This is a genomic window from Pusillimonas sp., assembly GCF_029263785.1.
GTDB lineage: Bacteria > Pseudomonadota > Gammaproteobacteria > Burkholderiales > Burkholderiaceae_B > Pusillimonas.
This window is the reverse complement of sequence record NZ_JAJUFE010000006.1, coordinates 64,501-79,577: the sequence shown is the minus strand read 5'-3', so window position 1 is coordinate 79,577 and position 15,077 is coordinate 64,501. Positions and strand designations below refer to the sequence as shown.

12 protein-coding genes and 1 tRNA gene are annotated in these 15,077 nt (G+C 56.1%); 10 read left to right on the top strand and 3 right to left on the bottom strand.

Translation table 11 applies throughout. From position 1 onward, the window contains the following. The first annotated feature begins 60 nt into the window (after positions 1-60). Genes Q1J88_RS03325 through bioD form a run of 4 tightly spaced genes read left to right on the top strand, consistent with a single transcriptional unit; the run spans position 61 to position 4,171 of the window. On the top strand, positions 61-921 hold the full coding sequence (locus Q1J88_RS03325; protein ID WP_301116052.1) for an alpha/beta hydrolase: 861 nt from the start codon (positions 61-63) through the stop codon (positions 919-921). 3 nt (positions 922-924) lie between these two features. Continuing rightward, the gene (locus Q1J88_RS03320; protein ID WP_301116050.1) at positions 925-2,268 is read left to right on the top strand and encodes an adenosylmethionine--8-amino-7-oxononanoate transaminase; all 1,344 of its coding nucleotides are present in this window, start codon (positions 925-927) and stop codon (positions 2,266-2,268) included. Further along, complete coding sequence (gene bioF, locus Q1J88_RS03315; RefSeq protein WP_301116048.1) at positions 2,265-3,461, top strand: 8-amino-7-oxononanoate synthase; 1,197 nt, start codon at positions 2,265-2,267, stop codon at positions 3,459-3,461. The genes Q1J88_RS03320 and bioF overlap by 4 nt, the downstream gene beginning before the upstream one ends. Further along, positions 3,458-4,171 carry a dethiobiotin synthase gene (gene bioD, locus Q1J88_RS03310; protein WP_301116046.1) on the top strand — a complete coding sequence of 238 codons (714 nt, stop codon included), beginning with the start codon at positions 3,458-3,460 and terminating at the stop codon, positions 4,169-4,171. Before bioF ends, bioD begins: the two co-directional genes overlap by 4 nt. Here bioD and cls read toward each other — a convergent pair. Next, positions 4,162-5,619: a cardiolipin synthase gene (gene cls, locus Q1J88_RS03305; RefSeq protein ID WP_301116044.1), complete on the bottom strand. Its 1,458-nt coding sequence runs from the start codon at positions 5,617-5,619 to the stop codon at positions 4,162-4,164. The genes bioD and cls overlap by 10 nt on opposite strands. A gap of 268 nt (positions 5,620-5,887) precedes the next feature. On the opposite strand from cls, the gene Q1J88_RS03300 reads away from it, so the two are divergent. The 3 genes from Q1J88_RS03300 (at position 5,888) to Q1J88_RS03290 (ending at position 8,625) form a co-directional block, all read left to right on the top strand. Next, positions 5,888-5,963 (top strand) — tRNA-His (locus Q1J88_RS03300). A gap of 249 nt (positions 5,964-6,212) precedes the next feature. After that, positions 6,213-7,007, top strand: coding sequence for an alpha/beta hydrolase (locus Q1J88_RS03295; RefSeq protein ID WP_301116042.1), 795 nt, complete (start codon positions 6,213-6,215; stop codon positions 7,005-7,007). A gap of 79 nt (positions 7,008-7,086) precedes the next feature. Further along, the gene (locus Q1J88_RS03290; RefSeq protein WP_301116040.1) at positions 7,087-8,625 is read left to right on the top strand and encodes a phospholipase D family protein; all 1,539 of its coding nucleotides are present in this window, start codon (positions 7,087-7,089) and stop codon (positions 8,623-8,625) included. A 141-nt stretch (positions 8,626-8,766) separates the two neighbouring features. Here the strand turns inward: Q1J88_RS03290 and Q1J88_RS03285 are convergent, their stop codons facing one another. After that, a complete protein-coding gene (locus Q1J88_RS03285; protein ID WP_301116038.1) occupies positions 8,767-9,204 on the bottom strand; it encodes a hypothetical protein in 438 nt (145 codons plus the stop codon). A gap of 123 nt (positions 9,205-9,327) precedes the next feature. Further along, positions 9,328-10,848, bottom strand: a complete 1,521-nt coding sequence (locus tag Q1J88_RS03280; protein WP_301116036.1) for an RNA polymerase factor sigma-54 — start codon at positions 10,846-10,848, stop codon at positions 9,328-9,330. 895 nt (positions 10,849-11,743) lie between these two features. On the opposite strand from Q1J88_RS03280, the gene Q1J88_RS03275 reads away from it, so the two are divergent. The 3 genes from Q1J88_RS03275 (at position 11,744) to glgA (ending at position 15,050) form a co-directional block, all read left to right on the top strand. Further along, the gene (locus tag Q1J88_RS03275) at positions 11,744-13,075 is read left to right on the top strand and encodes a sigma-54 dependent transcriptional regulator (RefSeq protein ID WP_301116034.1); all 1,332 of its coding nucleotides are present in this window, start codon (positions 11,744-11,746) and stop codon (positions 13,073-13,075) included. A gap of 67 nt (positions 13,076-13,142) precedes the next feature. Next, positions 13,143-13,427, top strand: a complete 285-nt coding sequence (locus Q1J88_RS03270; protein WP_301116032.1) for a MatE family transporter — start codon at positions 13,143-13,145, stop codon at positions 13,425-13,427. 57 nt (positions 13,428-13,484) lie between these two features. Then, entirely contained in the window at positions 13,485-15,050 is a 1,566-nt protein-coding gene (gene glgA / locus Q1J88_RS03265) for a glycogen synthase GlgA (RefSeq protein ID WP_301116030.1), read from the top strand. The last annotated feature ends 27 nt before the right edge of the window (positions 15,051-15,077 follow it).

Genomic DNA, 15,077 nt, shown 5'->3' with positions numbered 1-15,077 from the left:
GAAGGGGTAGTGTTTGCCCGCGTGTTGGCATCCCCTGCATATATACGAACATGGAGATTAATGATGGGCCAAAATGGCAAGACAGCGGCGCGTGTACAGTGTCCGGCAGCAGATAGCGAACGCCAGTACAACCTGCGGGAGGCGTTCCCCAGCTACCCCGCAACCCGGGAAACCTGGGTTAAGGCCAGTCAGGAGCTGGTGCGTAAAGTTTCGCCTCAACTTGATCTGGCATACGGAGACGGCCCACTGCAGAAGCTGGATTACTTCAGTGCACAGACTGGTGGCCCGTTGCTGGTGTTTGTTCATGGCGGTTATTGGCAGGGCGGGGACAAGGCCGACGTAAACTTCATGGCCGGCCCCTATATTGCGGCAGGCATCAACGTGGCTGTCATCAATTATTCCCTTGCTCCTGAAGCTCGTATTGAGCAGATGGTTTCCGAAGTCCGGCGCTCGCTGGTCTGGCTTGGATCGCAGGCTGACAAGCTGGGCTTCAATCCGGCTCGGGTATCGCTGATGGGCCATTCGGCTGGTGGGCATCTGATTGCCATGATGGTGGCGCGTACGAACGATCCTGCTCCCTCGGAGATGCCTGCCATCGTCAACCTGTTCCCGATCAGCGGAGTGTTTGATCTGCCGCCGCTGCTGCCCTCATCCATCAATAATGCTTTGGGTCTGGACGAGGCCCGTGCCGAAGCGCTGAGTCCGCTGGCCTGGCCCGGGCCGGACAACACGTATATTCACACGTTTGTCGGAGCGGGCGAGACCGAACAGTTTCATATCCAGTCCGAAACCCTTGGAAAGGCCTGGAATGTAGCCCGGCACGATTCAGTACCCGACACCGATCACTTTACTATCCTGAATGTTTTGGCAGACGGCTCGTCCGAATTTGCGCAGGCCGTCATTGCGGCGATCAAGGGTTGAGGCATGACCGAAGCCAGTCAAACCAGCTCGGCCGCCTGGACGGCGCGCAGTCTGAAAAGTGTATGGCATCCCTGTACGCAGATGCAGCATCACGAGACGACCCCTCTGCTCGCCGTCAGTCGCGGCAAGGGTGCCTGGCTGTTTGACCATGAGGGCCGGCGGTACCTGGACGCGATCAGCTCCTGGTGGGTGAACCTCTTTGGGCACGCAAACCCCCGTATCAATCTGGCGCTCAAGGATCAGCTTGATCGGCTTGAACACGCCATGTTGGCGGGCTTTACTCACGAACCGGTCGTCCAGTTGTCTGAACAGCTCTCAGCGCGTACAGGCAATACCCTGGGCCATTGCTTTTATGCGTCAGATGGCGCCTCAGCGGTCGAGATTGCACTCAAGATGAGCTTTCACTACTGGCGTAATACGGGCAAGCCTGATAAACGCGAATTCGTTTGCCTTAGGGGAAGCTATCATGGCGAAACTCTTGGTGCGCTCAGCGTCACTGACGTAGCCTTGTTTCGCGACGCATATGGCCCATTGCTTGGCAAGCCGCATATCACCGATTCGCCGGACGCCCGGCAGGCCGGCGAAGGTGAGACAGCGGCGGATCAAGCCCGAAGGGCCGCAGCTGCACTCGAAGATCTGCTAAACGAACGGGCCGGGTCGGTTGCTGCAGTCATAGTCGAGCCGCTGGTGCAGTGCGCAACCGGAATGGCCATGCACGACCCCCTCTATCTGGTTCTTCTGCGCGACTTGTGCAACCGCTACGATGTCCACCTGATCGCCGATGAAATTGCTGTGGGCTGTGGTCGGACAGGTACCTTTTTCGCGTCCGAGCAAGCAGCCATCTGGCCGGATTTCATGCTGCTTTCAAAAGGCATTACCGGGGGGTATCTGCCGCTTTCGCTGGTCATGACGCGTCAGCATATCTACGATGCGTTTTACAGCGACGAGGTTTCCAAAGCATTTCTTCACTCTCATTCTTATACCGGCAATCCTCTGGCATGTCGGGCAGCGCTGGCGACCCTGCAAATATTTGAAGAAGATGATGTGCTGAATGCCAACCACGTACTGGCCGGCAAGATTACGCGTGCTTTTGGGACTTTGGCGGAGCATCCGAAGGTTCGCAATTTTCGTCAATGCGGAATGATCTGGGCGTTTGACGCCCAGGTAAACGACGCGGACACGTCCTTTGCCCGCCGTTTCTTCACGATCGGCCTCGAGAGCGGCCTGTTGTTGCGGCCCATTGGCAATACCGTCTATGTCATGCCGCCATATATTCTTGATGATAACGAGGTGATGCACCTGGCAAACAGCGTGCAGACGGTTTTTGAAAAAGCGCTGATGTCATGAGTCCGCTGGATACCGTTCTTGCCCGCCTGGCTGAACTGGAGCAGCAAGGGCTGCGCCGAAGGCGTCGAACTTCAGACAGCCCCTGCGGTTCACAGCTGCAGGTTGACGGGACACACGTACGTGCGTTTTGCAGCAACGACTACCTGGGTCTGGCGGCCGACCCGCGAATCGCAGATGCGCTTAAGGACGGAACCGACCGCTACGGAGTCGGAAGTGGGGCGTCCCACCTGATCAGCGGCCATTACAAGGTGCACGATCAGCTGGAGCAGCGATTGGCAAGCTTTGTGTCTGAACATATCCCGAACGTGGCTGCCTTGTATTTTTCTACCGGGTATATGGCGAACGTGGGGGCGATTGCTGCGTTGGCGGCCCTGGATCCGAGTGTCGAGGTGTTTTCCGAAGCCTTGAATCACGCCTCGTTAATCGATGGAATGCGGCTGGCGCGCGTCAAAGTCAAGGTATATGGGCATTGCGATGTATCCGAACTTGAAGGGCTGCTGGCGACGAGCTCTGCCAGAGTCAAGCTGGTAGTCACCGACAGTGTTTTCAGCATGGATGGCGACCTGGCTCCATTGCCGCGTATCTTGCAGCTTTGTGAAAAGTACGGGGCATGGCTACTGGTTGACGACGCACATGGCTTTGGCACCCTTGGCGGACAGGGTCATGGGGCGCTGGAACACTTTGCCTTGCGTTCTGAGCATCTTATCTATGTGGGCACCCTGGGCAAGGCCGCAGGCGTTGGCGGAGCCTTCGTCGCTGCAGACTCCAGTGTCATCGACTGGCTGGTACAGCGGGCACGCGCCTATGTTTACAGTACCGCCTCGCCGCCTGCTCTGGCACAGGCGCTGCTCGAAAGTCTCGACATCATTGAAGGCCCGGATGGCAAGTCCAGGCGTGCCCGATTGCACCATTTGATCGACCTCCTGAACCGCGAGCTGCGCCTGACGCATTGGACGAAGCTGCAGTCCTCAACCGCCATTCAACCCATACTGTTGGGTGACAATGAGCAAGTTGTTCAAGCAAGCAGGCAACTGCACGAGGCCGGTTTCTGGGTGCCGGCCATTCGACCCCCGACAGTTCCGCCCGGCACGGCGCGCTTGCGCATCACTCTGTCGGCTGCTCATGCCGATGCAGATGTCGCTGCCTTGGCCGACACTCTGAATCAAGTGGAAAGCAGGCTGTACCGCCCATGAAAACTCAAGCCAAATTCGCTTGTTTTGTGACCGGAACCGATACCGAGATCGGCAAAACCCTTGTCAGCAGCGCCTTGTTGCATGCTCTTTGTCGGCAAGGCCTGCGATCCGCAGGCATGAAGCCCGTGGCTGCCGGTGCACAGGAGCGCGACGGTGTCTGGCACAACGACGACGTCGATCGGCTCAACGCCGCCGGCAACGTCGTGTTTCCGCCTGAACTGGTAACGCCCTACCTGTGGCGTGAACCAGTGGCACCACATATTGCGGCACAGCGCGCCGGTGTGCAGATGTTCTCAAGCCAGATCCTGCGCGCCTTCAATCGCATGAAGTCAGAGTGTAACGCCGTGGTGGTTGAGGGAGTAGGCGGCTTTTGCGTGCCCTTGTCTGATTACGTCGACACGGCAGATGTGGCTCGTGAGCTGAACCTGCCGGTGATAATGGTGGTCGGGATGCGGCTGGGGTGCATAAACCATGCCTTGTTGACGGTTCAAGCCATTGCGGCTCAGGGGTTGCAACTTTCAGGCTGGGTGGCCAATACGGTCGATGCCGACATGCCCTACCTGCAAGAAAACGTCGAGACTCTCCGGCGTCGGTTGAGCGCCCCGTTACTCGGTCATGTGCCGCGCCTGGCGGATGCCACTGCCGAGGCTGCGGCCGCTCATATCGACTTCACTCTACTGCCCAACTGGCCCTTTGCCGATCATAAATAAGGGCTGGCCAGCCAGATGATCTTGTTGCGCAATCGCTTGATGAAGGGGATGGCGGCCAGTGTATCGAGCGTAACCAGGTCGGAGTCGGCAATCTCGGCGTCAATTCTTTGTTCGAGCTCTGCTGCCATCTGGCGGCTGTGGATTTCAACGTCAAGTTCGAAGTTCAGTCTCAGGCTGCGCGGATCCAGGTTCGATGAGCCTACATATGACCACGCACCATCAATGGTGATGAGCTTTGAGTGATTGAACGTGCCGCGTGCGCGCCAGACGCGACAGCCGTTGCGAATAACCTGATCCAGCTGGGCTGTCATTGCGTAGTTTACAAGGCGCAGGTTGTTCTGGCCGGGGATAACAATATCCACCTGAATTCCACGTCGGGCTGCTGTGTTGAGCGCGCCCAACAGCGCGACATCGGGCAGGAAATAGGGCGACTGTATGCGTATGCTGTGCTGGGCAACTGCAAATGCGCCCAGCAGCATGTGATGTGTGCTGAGTATGGTGCGGTCGGGGCCCGAGCGGATGCAGCGTGCAGGGACCCGTGGTTCGGGAGGCGACCAGTTCGCACAGCACCAGGTCTCGTGAGGTAGCACTTCGCGCGTGGTGAATTCCCAATCTTGCGAGAACACTGCGGTCAGTTGCAGGACGATGGGGCCTTCTACCTTGAAATGTGTGTCTCGAGCCGCGGGCTCGCCCGATGGACCGGTGGTAAAGCCCGCCCGGATGTTCATCCCTCCGGTAAAGCCAATGCACCCATCGACAATCAGAATTTTTCGGTGACTGCGCAAGTTGGCATAAGGCATGCGCATGCCGAGAGGGTTGGTCATGAACAACGCCGTCCGTACTCCCAGGCGACGAAGCAGGGAAACGATGGGAGGCCGCGAGTACTTTGACCCGATTGCATCGATCAATACACGAACTTCAACTCCGCGCTTGACCGCCCGAGCCAACGCATCTGCAATCATGCGTCCCTTTTGATCGTTGTCGAAGATATACGTCTGAAGGGCGATTGAAACCTTGGCATTTTCAATCGCTTCGATCATGGCCGGATAGGTTTCATCTCCGCTGCAAAGAAGCTGGATGTGATTTCCGTCGCATAGCGGAAAGCTGCTGACCGTGTCTCCCAGGGTGCGCAGGGACTCGAACTGCGGCGCCGAATAGGGCGCGACCTCGGTAATTGGCGTGTCGTCCAGCGTGCTGTAATCGCGCAAGGACCTATCCCGCTGTTGTGAAATCTGGTCCTGGCGGACACGATTGATCCCGGCGATCAGATAGAAGAAGGCACCGAACAGCGGTGAAAAAATGATCACACCCACCCAGCCAATGGCGGCGCGGACATCTGTCTTGTTCATGGCGGCATGAATCGCCGCGGTAACGGCAGCCGTCACAGTGAACAGAAACACAAAGTGCGGCCAGTACTCTTGCAAGAGTTCCTGCAGGGAAAGCAGCATGGTTACGGGTACGAAACGAATGTTCTTGTGTGAAGTGCATGGTGTGGTGTTATACCCATGCATAATCGATCAAGTATATAGAAAAGCCGGCTGCAGGTTTGAAGCGATTTGAACTGCGAAGGTCTGGACGGAGCAAGAAAGCAGGGTGCAGGCATTGCGGCCTACATCAGTGCGGCTGGCGGAAGCCCAGGCTTGAACTTGCCACCTTTGAAATTCATGCTAGAATCCCAATTCTTTGCTGAGCCGATCTTAGGCTTATCAAGCAACGGTGACCGTAGCTCAGTTGGTAGAGTCCCGGATTGTGATTCCGGTTGTCGTGGGTTCGAGTCCCATCGGTCACCCCAGAATTCTCTTGTTAAATCAAGCAACTGCGCCGCTGCCTTCAGCGGCGTTTTTTGTTGGGTCTTGAGTTTCACCAGAAACTGACCGCGTCGGCATGCGCGGACAATTGGCTTTAGCCAGCTGCGTCTCATTCTTGAAGTTCTGTTGAAAACTGATTTGACTGCCGCAATGGGCCTCGAGTAATTTCCTGTTGAGGCTTCGGGCCGAGTCTGTGTCCGGTCGCCCAGAACCAATCACAACACGGGGGTGACATGATCCAGTTTGTCGAGCTTGATGGAGCCAGGGTGGCATATCGTGTTGACGGTGAAGGACCGCCGCTATTGCTGGTATCTGGTACCGGGGGCGACCTCAATAGCAATTGGGATCACCTGATGCCGGCGTTGATCGGCCGACGAACGGTTCTTCGGGTTGACTATTCGGGCTCGGGCCATACGCAGGATGACGGCGGGGTCTTGACCCTTGCCACTCTTGCGAGTCAGGTGATGGCGGCCGCCACGGCCAATGGTTTCGAATCGTTCGACTTGCTCGGATATTCGCTGGGTGGAGCGGTGGCGTCTGCAATTGCGGCCGAAGGTAAGGGTCAAGTGCGCTCCTTGATGTTGCTGGCCCCATTGGTGAATGGATCTGAGCCCCGGCTTCAGCTCCAGTTTGATATTTGGCAACAGCTTATTCGTACCGATCCCGTCACGTTTGCCCGACTCGTCCTGTTGAATGGATTCAGTCCGAGATTTCTTCGACAGTTTACGCACGAGCAGATTGCGCAGTGGACTGAATTGATCTGTGCATCCAATCATTGGGACGGCCTGCTTCGCCAGGTTGAGCTCGATTCGCGTATCGACATTCGCTGTGACCTGCCCAAGATCAGCGCCCGCACGTTGGTTGTTGGCGGAGCGCAAGATTTCGTGCTTGGATCGAACCAGGCTGCACAGGCAGCGGCGTTGGTTCCGGGAGCGCAATATACAGAGCTCGACGCCGGTCACATGATGCCGTTTGAATGCCCCGAAGATCTGCTGGATGTCATCGAGAAGTTCCTCACCTCGACGTGAACATGCTTGTGACACCAATCAAGCCTGCAAGGCAAAACATGAGTAAAGTAGCACTAGCCATATTGAGTCGGGGCGACGCATGAAACGCATATTGAGCTGGTCCGGGGCATTTCTGGCCTCTCTTTTTCTGGTCGCGTGCGCGCAACTTCCATCTCTTGACAAGCGAACGGTATCGACAGCGTATATCGATACAGCGGACACTACTTTAGGCCGTGCAATTGTTCCTTTGGCCGCCAAGCATGTCGGGAACGCAGGGGTAACGCCTCTGATGAGCGGAGGAAGTGCATTCGCTGCCAGGGCTCTGATGGCTCAAGCTGCTGAAAGATCCATCGATATCCAGAACTACATCTGGCATGACGATATGGCGGGCGTCCTGCTATTCGACGCTTTGGTTGACGCCGCCAACCGCGGTGTACGGGTCCGACTTCTGCTGGACGACAACAATACGGTCGGCATGGACGGCGTTCTGGCGGCGCTGGACAGTCACGACAATATCGAAGTCAGGCTTTTCAATCCTTTTGTACAACGCAACTGGCGCTGGTTGGGCTATCTCACCGATTTTGCAAGATTGAATCGTCGCATGCATAACAAGTCGTATACGGTAGACAACCAGGCTACCATCATCGGCGGACGCAATGTCGGCGACGAATATTTTGGCGCTTCGGAAGAATTCCAGTTCATTGATCTGGATGTGTTGGCTGTCGGCCCCGTCGTTACCGAGGTCTCCAAGGATTTCGACCGTTATTGGGAAAGTGCCTCGTCCTATCCTGTGGACCTCATCCTGGCACCGGCGAACGAAGGCGGGCTCGATGAACTCAAGGCTCGTGCCCGGAGCATCAGGGAAGACGAGCGGGCTGCGGGGTACGTCAAAGCCATGAACGAGTTGCCGCTCGTCAAGCAGTTGCTGGACGGCAGTATCGAGCTTGAATGGGCGGTTACCCGAATGGTCAGTGACGATCCCTCAAAAGGGCTCGGTGAGGCCGACGATCATGAAATGCTGCCTCAGCGACTAGGGAGAATATTCGGTGTGCCAGAGCAAGATCTGTTCATGGTGTCTTCGTATTTCGTACCGACCAAAGCTGGGGTCGACTATCTGACAGCGCTTGCTGAAAGCGGGGTTCAGGTGACCATCCTGACCAATTCCCTTGAGGCGACGGATGTGGCTGCAGTCCATGCCGGCTATGCGAAGCGTCGACTTCCGTTACTGCAATCAGGAATCACGCTTTACGAACTCAAGAAAGTGACGTCGCCTGCTGCGTTCCGCGACCGGGGTCTGACCGGAAGTTCAGCTTCCAGCCTGCATGCGAAAACCCTTTCGGTAGATGGACAGAAAATCTTTATCGGCTCCTTCAATTTTGACCCGCGTTCTGCGCGCTTGAACACTGAAATCGGGTTTGTAATCGAAAGCCCCAGGCTTGCGCAGAATTTACCGGCAGCGCTTGAAAAACAGGCAGCCGATATGGCCTATCGCGTATTTTTGAGTGATTCAAATGAGCTGCGTTGGGAAGAGGTGAAGGATGGCGAGCGTATCGTACATACTTCAGAGCCCGGCGCCAGTGTGTGGCGTTTGATGGGAGTGTGGATTCTTTCACATCTGCCCATTGAATGGCTGTTATAGCGATGCCAGGTGCCATTGGTGCTTCCCGCATACAGCAAGCCCCGGCCAGCTTTTGCGTGTTGAAATAAATTGGCCGGCTCCGGGGCATGCCCGGCACCGGCCAATCATCAAATCAGGCTGTTCGTACCTGCTGAAGCCTTTTTATTTGTTATAGCGGGTCTTGACTTCGGACATGCAGCGATCCTGAGCATCGCCGGACATGGCCTTGCATTTTTCCTTTTCAAGCTCGAACTGCGCGTCTTTCTTTTCCTTGTTGGCCTCATGCCGTGCGTCGGCAGTCTTGGCGCTTTGCTTGCTGTCAGCCTTGGCCTGATCACGATTTGTTTCGGCCTGCTTTTCGCAAACATCCTTCTCATCACCTTCAAGATTTTCGCAGCGTTTCTTTTCGGCTTCGTATCGCTGATCGATCTGATCATCGCTCATTGCCGCGTGATTTCGATTGTGCTGGTCTGCCTGTTGCGTGGCTGCTGCGCCCTGATTGGCTGCCTGACCGTTGTTGGTCTGTGCAATTGCGCTGAAGGTGGTGAGGCTGAAACCCAGAACCAAAGTACCAAGAACGGGTTTAAGTATTTTCTTCATGGAAAGCTCCTGTGGAAATTTATGATCACGTTCATTTATTCAGGCGTCGGCGTGGCGCCTTGCCGTGGATAGTCATAAGCAATCGCTGTGCCGCGGTTTCGCGCCAATGCGATGTAGCCGTTCTCAAGGAGCTCGACGCAATTCCGCTGATGGGTATTTGATCTGTGCGCGATACTTTGACACGGTCCGGCGCGCCACCATTACGCCCTGGCCTGCAAGCTTGCGAGCAAGCATCACATCAGACAAAGGATTCTTCGGGTCTTCCGCGTCAATCATCTCCTGAATCAACGCTCGCACAGACCCGGCAGAGCAGGTTCCTCCGGATCGTGTGGAAAGTTCACGAGAGAAGAAATGCTTGAACTCGAAAATGCCCCTTGGAGATGCCAGGTATTTATTACTTGTGGCTCGAGAGACGGTCGATTCATGCATGTTGAGTTCTTCGGCGATTTCGCTGAGCATGAGCGGCCGCAGGGCGACATCGCCATAGTCGAAGAATGTCTGTTGTCTGGCAATAATGGCCTGAGCGACTCGCAAAATCGTGGAGTTGCGTTGTTCGAGACTACGTATCAGCCAGCGCGCTTCTTGCAGGGCCTTGGCCATCAGGCCGCGCTCCTGGTAGCGGCTTTCCTTGAACAGTCGCGCGTAGGTGCTGTGCAGCTGAGCACGTGGAATGGCGTCGTTGTTTGGTAATGCTACCCATTGCTTGCCGATCTTCCGGACAATGACGTCGGGCACGATATAGCAGGATGGGTCGATTGAAACATAACGGGTTCCTGGGCGAGGATCCAGCCGGCGAATCAGTAGGCAAGCCTGGCGTGCTTCTTCTTCGGTGCAACCGAAAGTCCGCATCAACCCGGCATAGTCACATCGCCCTACTTTGTCTAACGCCGAATTTGCGATGTCGATTGCCAGGTTCCGGCAGCTTGTCTCTGCCGGCATGGCCTTGAGCTGCAGCGTAAGGCATTCTGCCAGGTCGCGGGCCGCTATTCCCGGGGGGGCAAGTTGCTGTATCAGTTTCAATGCGGTATTCCATTCGCATTCCGAAGCTGGGGGGTTGACCAGCTCGTCGCAACCCAGATCGGCAAAGGACACGCGCAGGTATCCGTCCTCATCCAGAGCTTCGATAATGAATTCAGACAGCAGGCGATCACGGTCGCTTAGTGGTTGACCAAAAAGGCTGTCTCGCACGGTCTCGTGGAGCCCCGTTGAAGCCCGGGCCCACTGGCCGATATCGGTGTCGGCACCATCCACGCCACGCGATGAGGGATAGTCTCCCGAGTATGAGGTGGCGTAATCTTCATGCTCGGGTATTACCTCCACGTTTTCTTCGCGGATTGGCGTTTCAGCCTGGATATGTTCGTACGATTCGCTGGTTCCTTGAGTTTGGGTCGTGCCCGAATCAAGGGAGTTGTGGGCGTATTGGCCAGCCACGTCTTCGGCCGGCTCTGAGTGGGTTTCGTCGCGCCCCTCTCCTGCATCAGGCTCAGGCTCCGCCTCCTCCAGAAATGGATTCGTAGCAATAGCCTGGGCTACTTCCTGGGTGAAATCGAGAGTGGACATCTGCAGCAGCTTTAATGACTGCTGTAGCCGTGGGGTCAGGCTTAATTGTTGTTTGGCGCGTAGTTCGTGGGCGATTTGGACCACTTTATGTCTCCTTCGAAATCAAAACACAGAACTTCTATCAGGTACTAATGCAAGATCTGTGCCAGTTAGTGCAAGAAGACGTAAATGCCAGGCAGGCCGCGCCATGATTAGCTGTACGCGGCAAAAGTCGTGCCCGGCTACAGTAGCGGCGTAACCTGATGTTGCTCGGACCCATAGTGAAAATTACCTGTCGTGTAAGAAGTGCTGGGCGTTTTATGCTGGGTTGCCCGATAACCCACACCACTATTTGGTTCGGTTCCAGACGAGTCGTGCTGTACGAAGCGGAAGGCTTTGAACCAGACAGCTGGCTACGTATGGTTTACGTAGGCTGGGCGGCGCGTACCCATTATTTTTATGTTCAGTGCCCGTTTCGAAATAGATAAGAAGGCTATTCAAGACCGTGTAAAGCGGGGCCACTATCGCCGCAAGCGGGTTCGCACCGGACGCATTGAAATTATTTGGGTAACCAAATTTATTACAGGATTTTCGGCGGCTTGACAGAGCCTCTGCTTTCGTTCTGCGCCGCCTGCACGTTTGGCCGACGCCGCGTACCCGGATTACACGGGGAAACGTCTGGTTGGTGCGCAAGTTCACCGCAACGATAGCCATGGATAATCCGGTCTGCGACACGGTTTGGCATGAATTATTTTCCGTATTTCAGAGCTGGTTGTTGCGTCAGACTGGCGCGGCGCTCTCGGCTAATATATAAAGTGGATACTTCGCCACAAGAAAAACTACGAAAAGCTGCTTATCATAGAGTTTCAATTGTCATACGGATTTACTTCTGTATTATTTTAGAACGCGTACCATACTTCAACCAGAACAAGATAAATTCCCTGATCCTGGTGGTTGGGGCTGACGACGACGCTCGCGACGTCGACTGCTTTCGAGACACATGCCCTACTTACTTGTAATAGAAGACGAATCCGAGACCCGGCATCTGATTGCAGAGATCGCTGAGGAAGAAGGCTATGATGTCGACCAGGCGGGGGACATACGGCAAGCTCGCATCCTGATAGAACGACGTCATCCCGACGTTATCCTGCTCGACATGCATTTGCCTGACGGTAACGGTATGGAGTTGTGGCAGGATCTCAAGCTGCCCAATACCGATGTGGTGTTTGTCACCGGACACTCGACTGTCGATAGTGCAATTGAAGCCCTGCGATGTGGCGCCATCGACTATTTGCAGAAACCAGTCAGTTTGCGCCGCCTCAAGATGATTCTTGCGCAAATCAAGGGGGCTGTTCAATCCAAGCCCCAAAGTGTGGCTGGAGCGGCATTTGAGAAAATAATTGGCAAGTCTCCGGCCATCCATGTGCTGCGCGCCCACATCGAAAAAGTGGCCCCGACCACTGCAACGGTATTGTTGGTTGGCGAAAGTGGTACCGGAAAGGAATTGGCCGCCGAGGCCATACACCTGGCCAGCGCGCGTCACGCCAAACCGTTCATGCCAGTCAATTGCGGTGCCATATCTCCTAACCTTATCGAGAGCGAACTGTTTGGCCACGAGAAAGGTAGCTTTACCGGAGCCGACCGCCGCCACAAGGGGTATTTCGAACGAGCTTCCGGCGGCACCCTGTTTCTGGATGAGATCACCGAGATGTCGATGGAGCTCCAGGTGCGGCTATTGCGCGTGCTGGAAACCGGTCGCTTCATGAGGGTAGGAACGCATACCGAAATTGAAGCTGACGTTCGTGTGGTGGCGGCCACCAACCGTAACCCGGAACAGGCAGTCCAAGAGGGCGCGCTTCGCGAAGACCTGTACCATCGGCTAAGTGTCTTTCCAATCCAGTTGCCGCCGCTGCGAGAGCGCGAAGACGATGTCTTGCTGCTGGCCCAGCACTTCCTGGACGAGCTCAACGCCAGCGAGAAAACAGCAAAGCGATTTTCTCCGGAAGCACTTTCTGCCATGCGTACCTATCAATGGCCGGGAAATGTGCGCGAGCTGCGAAATTTCGTCTATCGCAGCTACATCCTGGCCGACGAGGTGATAAAGGGCGATTTCAACGCCTTTGACCTGGTCGAGAAAACCCCCAGCCAAGGGCCGGAGATCCTGGTGCCTGTTGGTGTGCCGTTGGCGGACGCCAACAGGCAGCTCATTCTCGCCACCTTGAAGCAGTGCGGCGGGGTCAAGAAGCTGGCGGCCGAAACCCTGGGGATCAGCATCAAGACGCTCTACAACCGTCTTGAAGAGTACGGCGAGCTGCACGAAACAACTGATTAAGGTCGCGCACCCCTAGCAGGTCTGCTTCTTGCAACGTCTCCTTGATTGCACAACCAAGGAGCACATCATGCCCAACGACGACACAGAACGCGACGCAGAACGTCTGGAGCGCCTTAAGGCCGACCCGCGAACCCCTCCGGCAATTGGCCCTAGCGATTCGTCGGACACCGCCAGCGAGTTGCCCGATAGTTTCCCCGACACTGATAGCGACCGATATAGTACTGGCGAACGCGCGGGCGTTGAAAATCAAGACGATCCAGCCGGAGACGATGTTGAGCCGGACAAGGTTGTTTCAGATCGCGACGCTGGTTTGTCGCACACACCGCCAGATCCCGAACGCAATGGAGGATGAACAGGCACGCAGATTGCTCTGAACAGGTGATGCAACGATCACCAATGGGAGAGCACTGTGGCGTTGAGAATACTGGCTGTTACTTCTGAAGCGTTTCCTTTGGCAAAGACAGGCGGGCTGGGCGATGCCGTAAGTGGCATGGCCCGCGCCGTTCACTCCCGAGGGCCTGACATCACGGTCATGCTCCCATCGTACAGAGGAGTCCGTCAGCGTTTGCTGCACGCCTCGGTGATAGGACACATGCATGGATTGCCTGGTGGTGACGCCAGGCTAGTAAAAGGGCTTTGCCCGGAATCGGGTCTTGACATAATCGTTCTGGAGAACGATGCCCTGTATGACCGAGAGGGGCTTTATCTGGATGAAAGTGGAAAAGAATATTCAGATAATGCCATCCGGTTTGCCGCTCTGTCTCACGCAGCCGCGCGTGTGGCAGCAGGCTTTCCAGGCGTGCCGGGCTTCGACATCCTGCACGCGCACGACTGGCATGCGGCCCTCGCACCCCTTGTGTTGCGGCAGCTGGGGGCGAAGGACGTCCGCACGGTCCTGACGCTGCACAACGTGGCCTTTCAGGGCTGGTTCGACACATCCGTCGCGCAACAGATTGGCATCGATTCGGATCTGTGGGACAACGCCGGTCTGATGCATGGGGACTGCGTGAATTTCCTCCATGCCGGCATTACATGTGCCGACAAGATTACTGTAGTCAGCGGTAATTACGCCCAGGAGATTCTGACTCCTGAGTTTGGCTGCGGTCTTGAAGAGCTTTTGCGGCGTCGGCAGGACGACATAATTGCGATTGCAAATGGCATCGACGTATCTGTCTGGAACCCGGTGTCCGATCCGTATCTGAAAGGGAGCCAGTTCAGCGCTGACCATTTATTCAACAAGTCTGTGTGCAAGCGTCGACTGCAAGAAACATTCAGCCTCGAGCCTGATGCCGAATCCACAGTAATTGGCATGGGCAGCCGGCTGACGGGCCAGAAGATGGCGGACGTCGCCGCTGAAGCGATTCCCTTCCTGCTGGACTCTCACCCCGGACTCCAGGTGTGCGTAATCGGATGCGGTGAAAAACACATCGAAGCGCGCCTGCGGGAAATCGGGGACCAATATCCTGGTCGATGCGCGGTGCACATCGGATACTCCGAAGAACTGGCACACCTGCTTCACGCGGGATCCGATATTCTGCTTCATGGCAGTCGTTTCGAACCCTTTGGGCTAACCCCTTTGTATGCCATGCGATACGGCACTATCCCGATCGGTTCGCGTACCGGAGGAATGGTTGACACCATTCATGATCCCGGCAGTGTTGGCACTGACGAGGTCATGGGGCTGGCAACGGGATTGCTTTTTGACGGCGACCAGGTCGCGGACATATATAACGCCATCGAACGGGCCCTTCGCTTGCGCTCCATCAATACGATATGGCGCCGCATGCAGCGAAACGCGATGTTGCGGGACTTCAGCTGGGAACGCGCCGCACCGGCTTACCTGCATTGCTATCAGGCTCTTTGCTCGGGTCGCTTGGAGGTGGTGTCACCCGTGCTGACAGCCTCTGTACGCGAGGCGAAACGTACGGCTGCCGTCAGAGCCGGCTCACGGCAAATAGGGATATCCGCTGCCTGAGGAAGCCAGAAGCAGTAAGCGGGATGG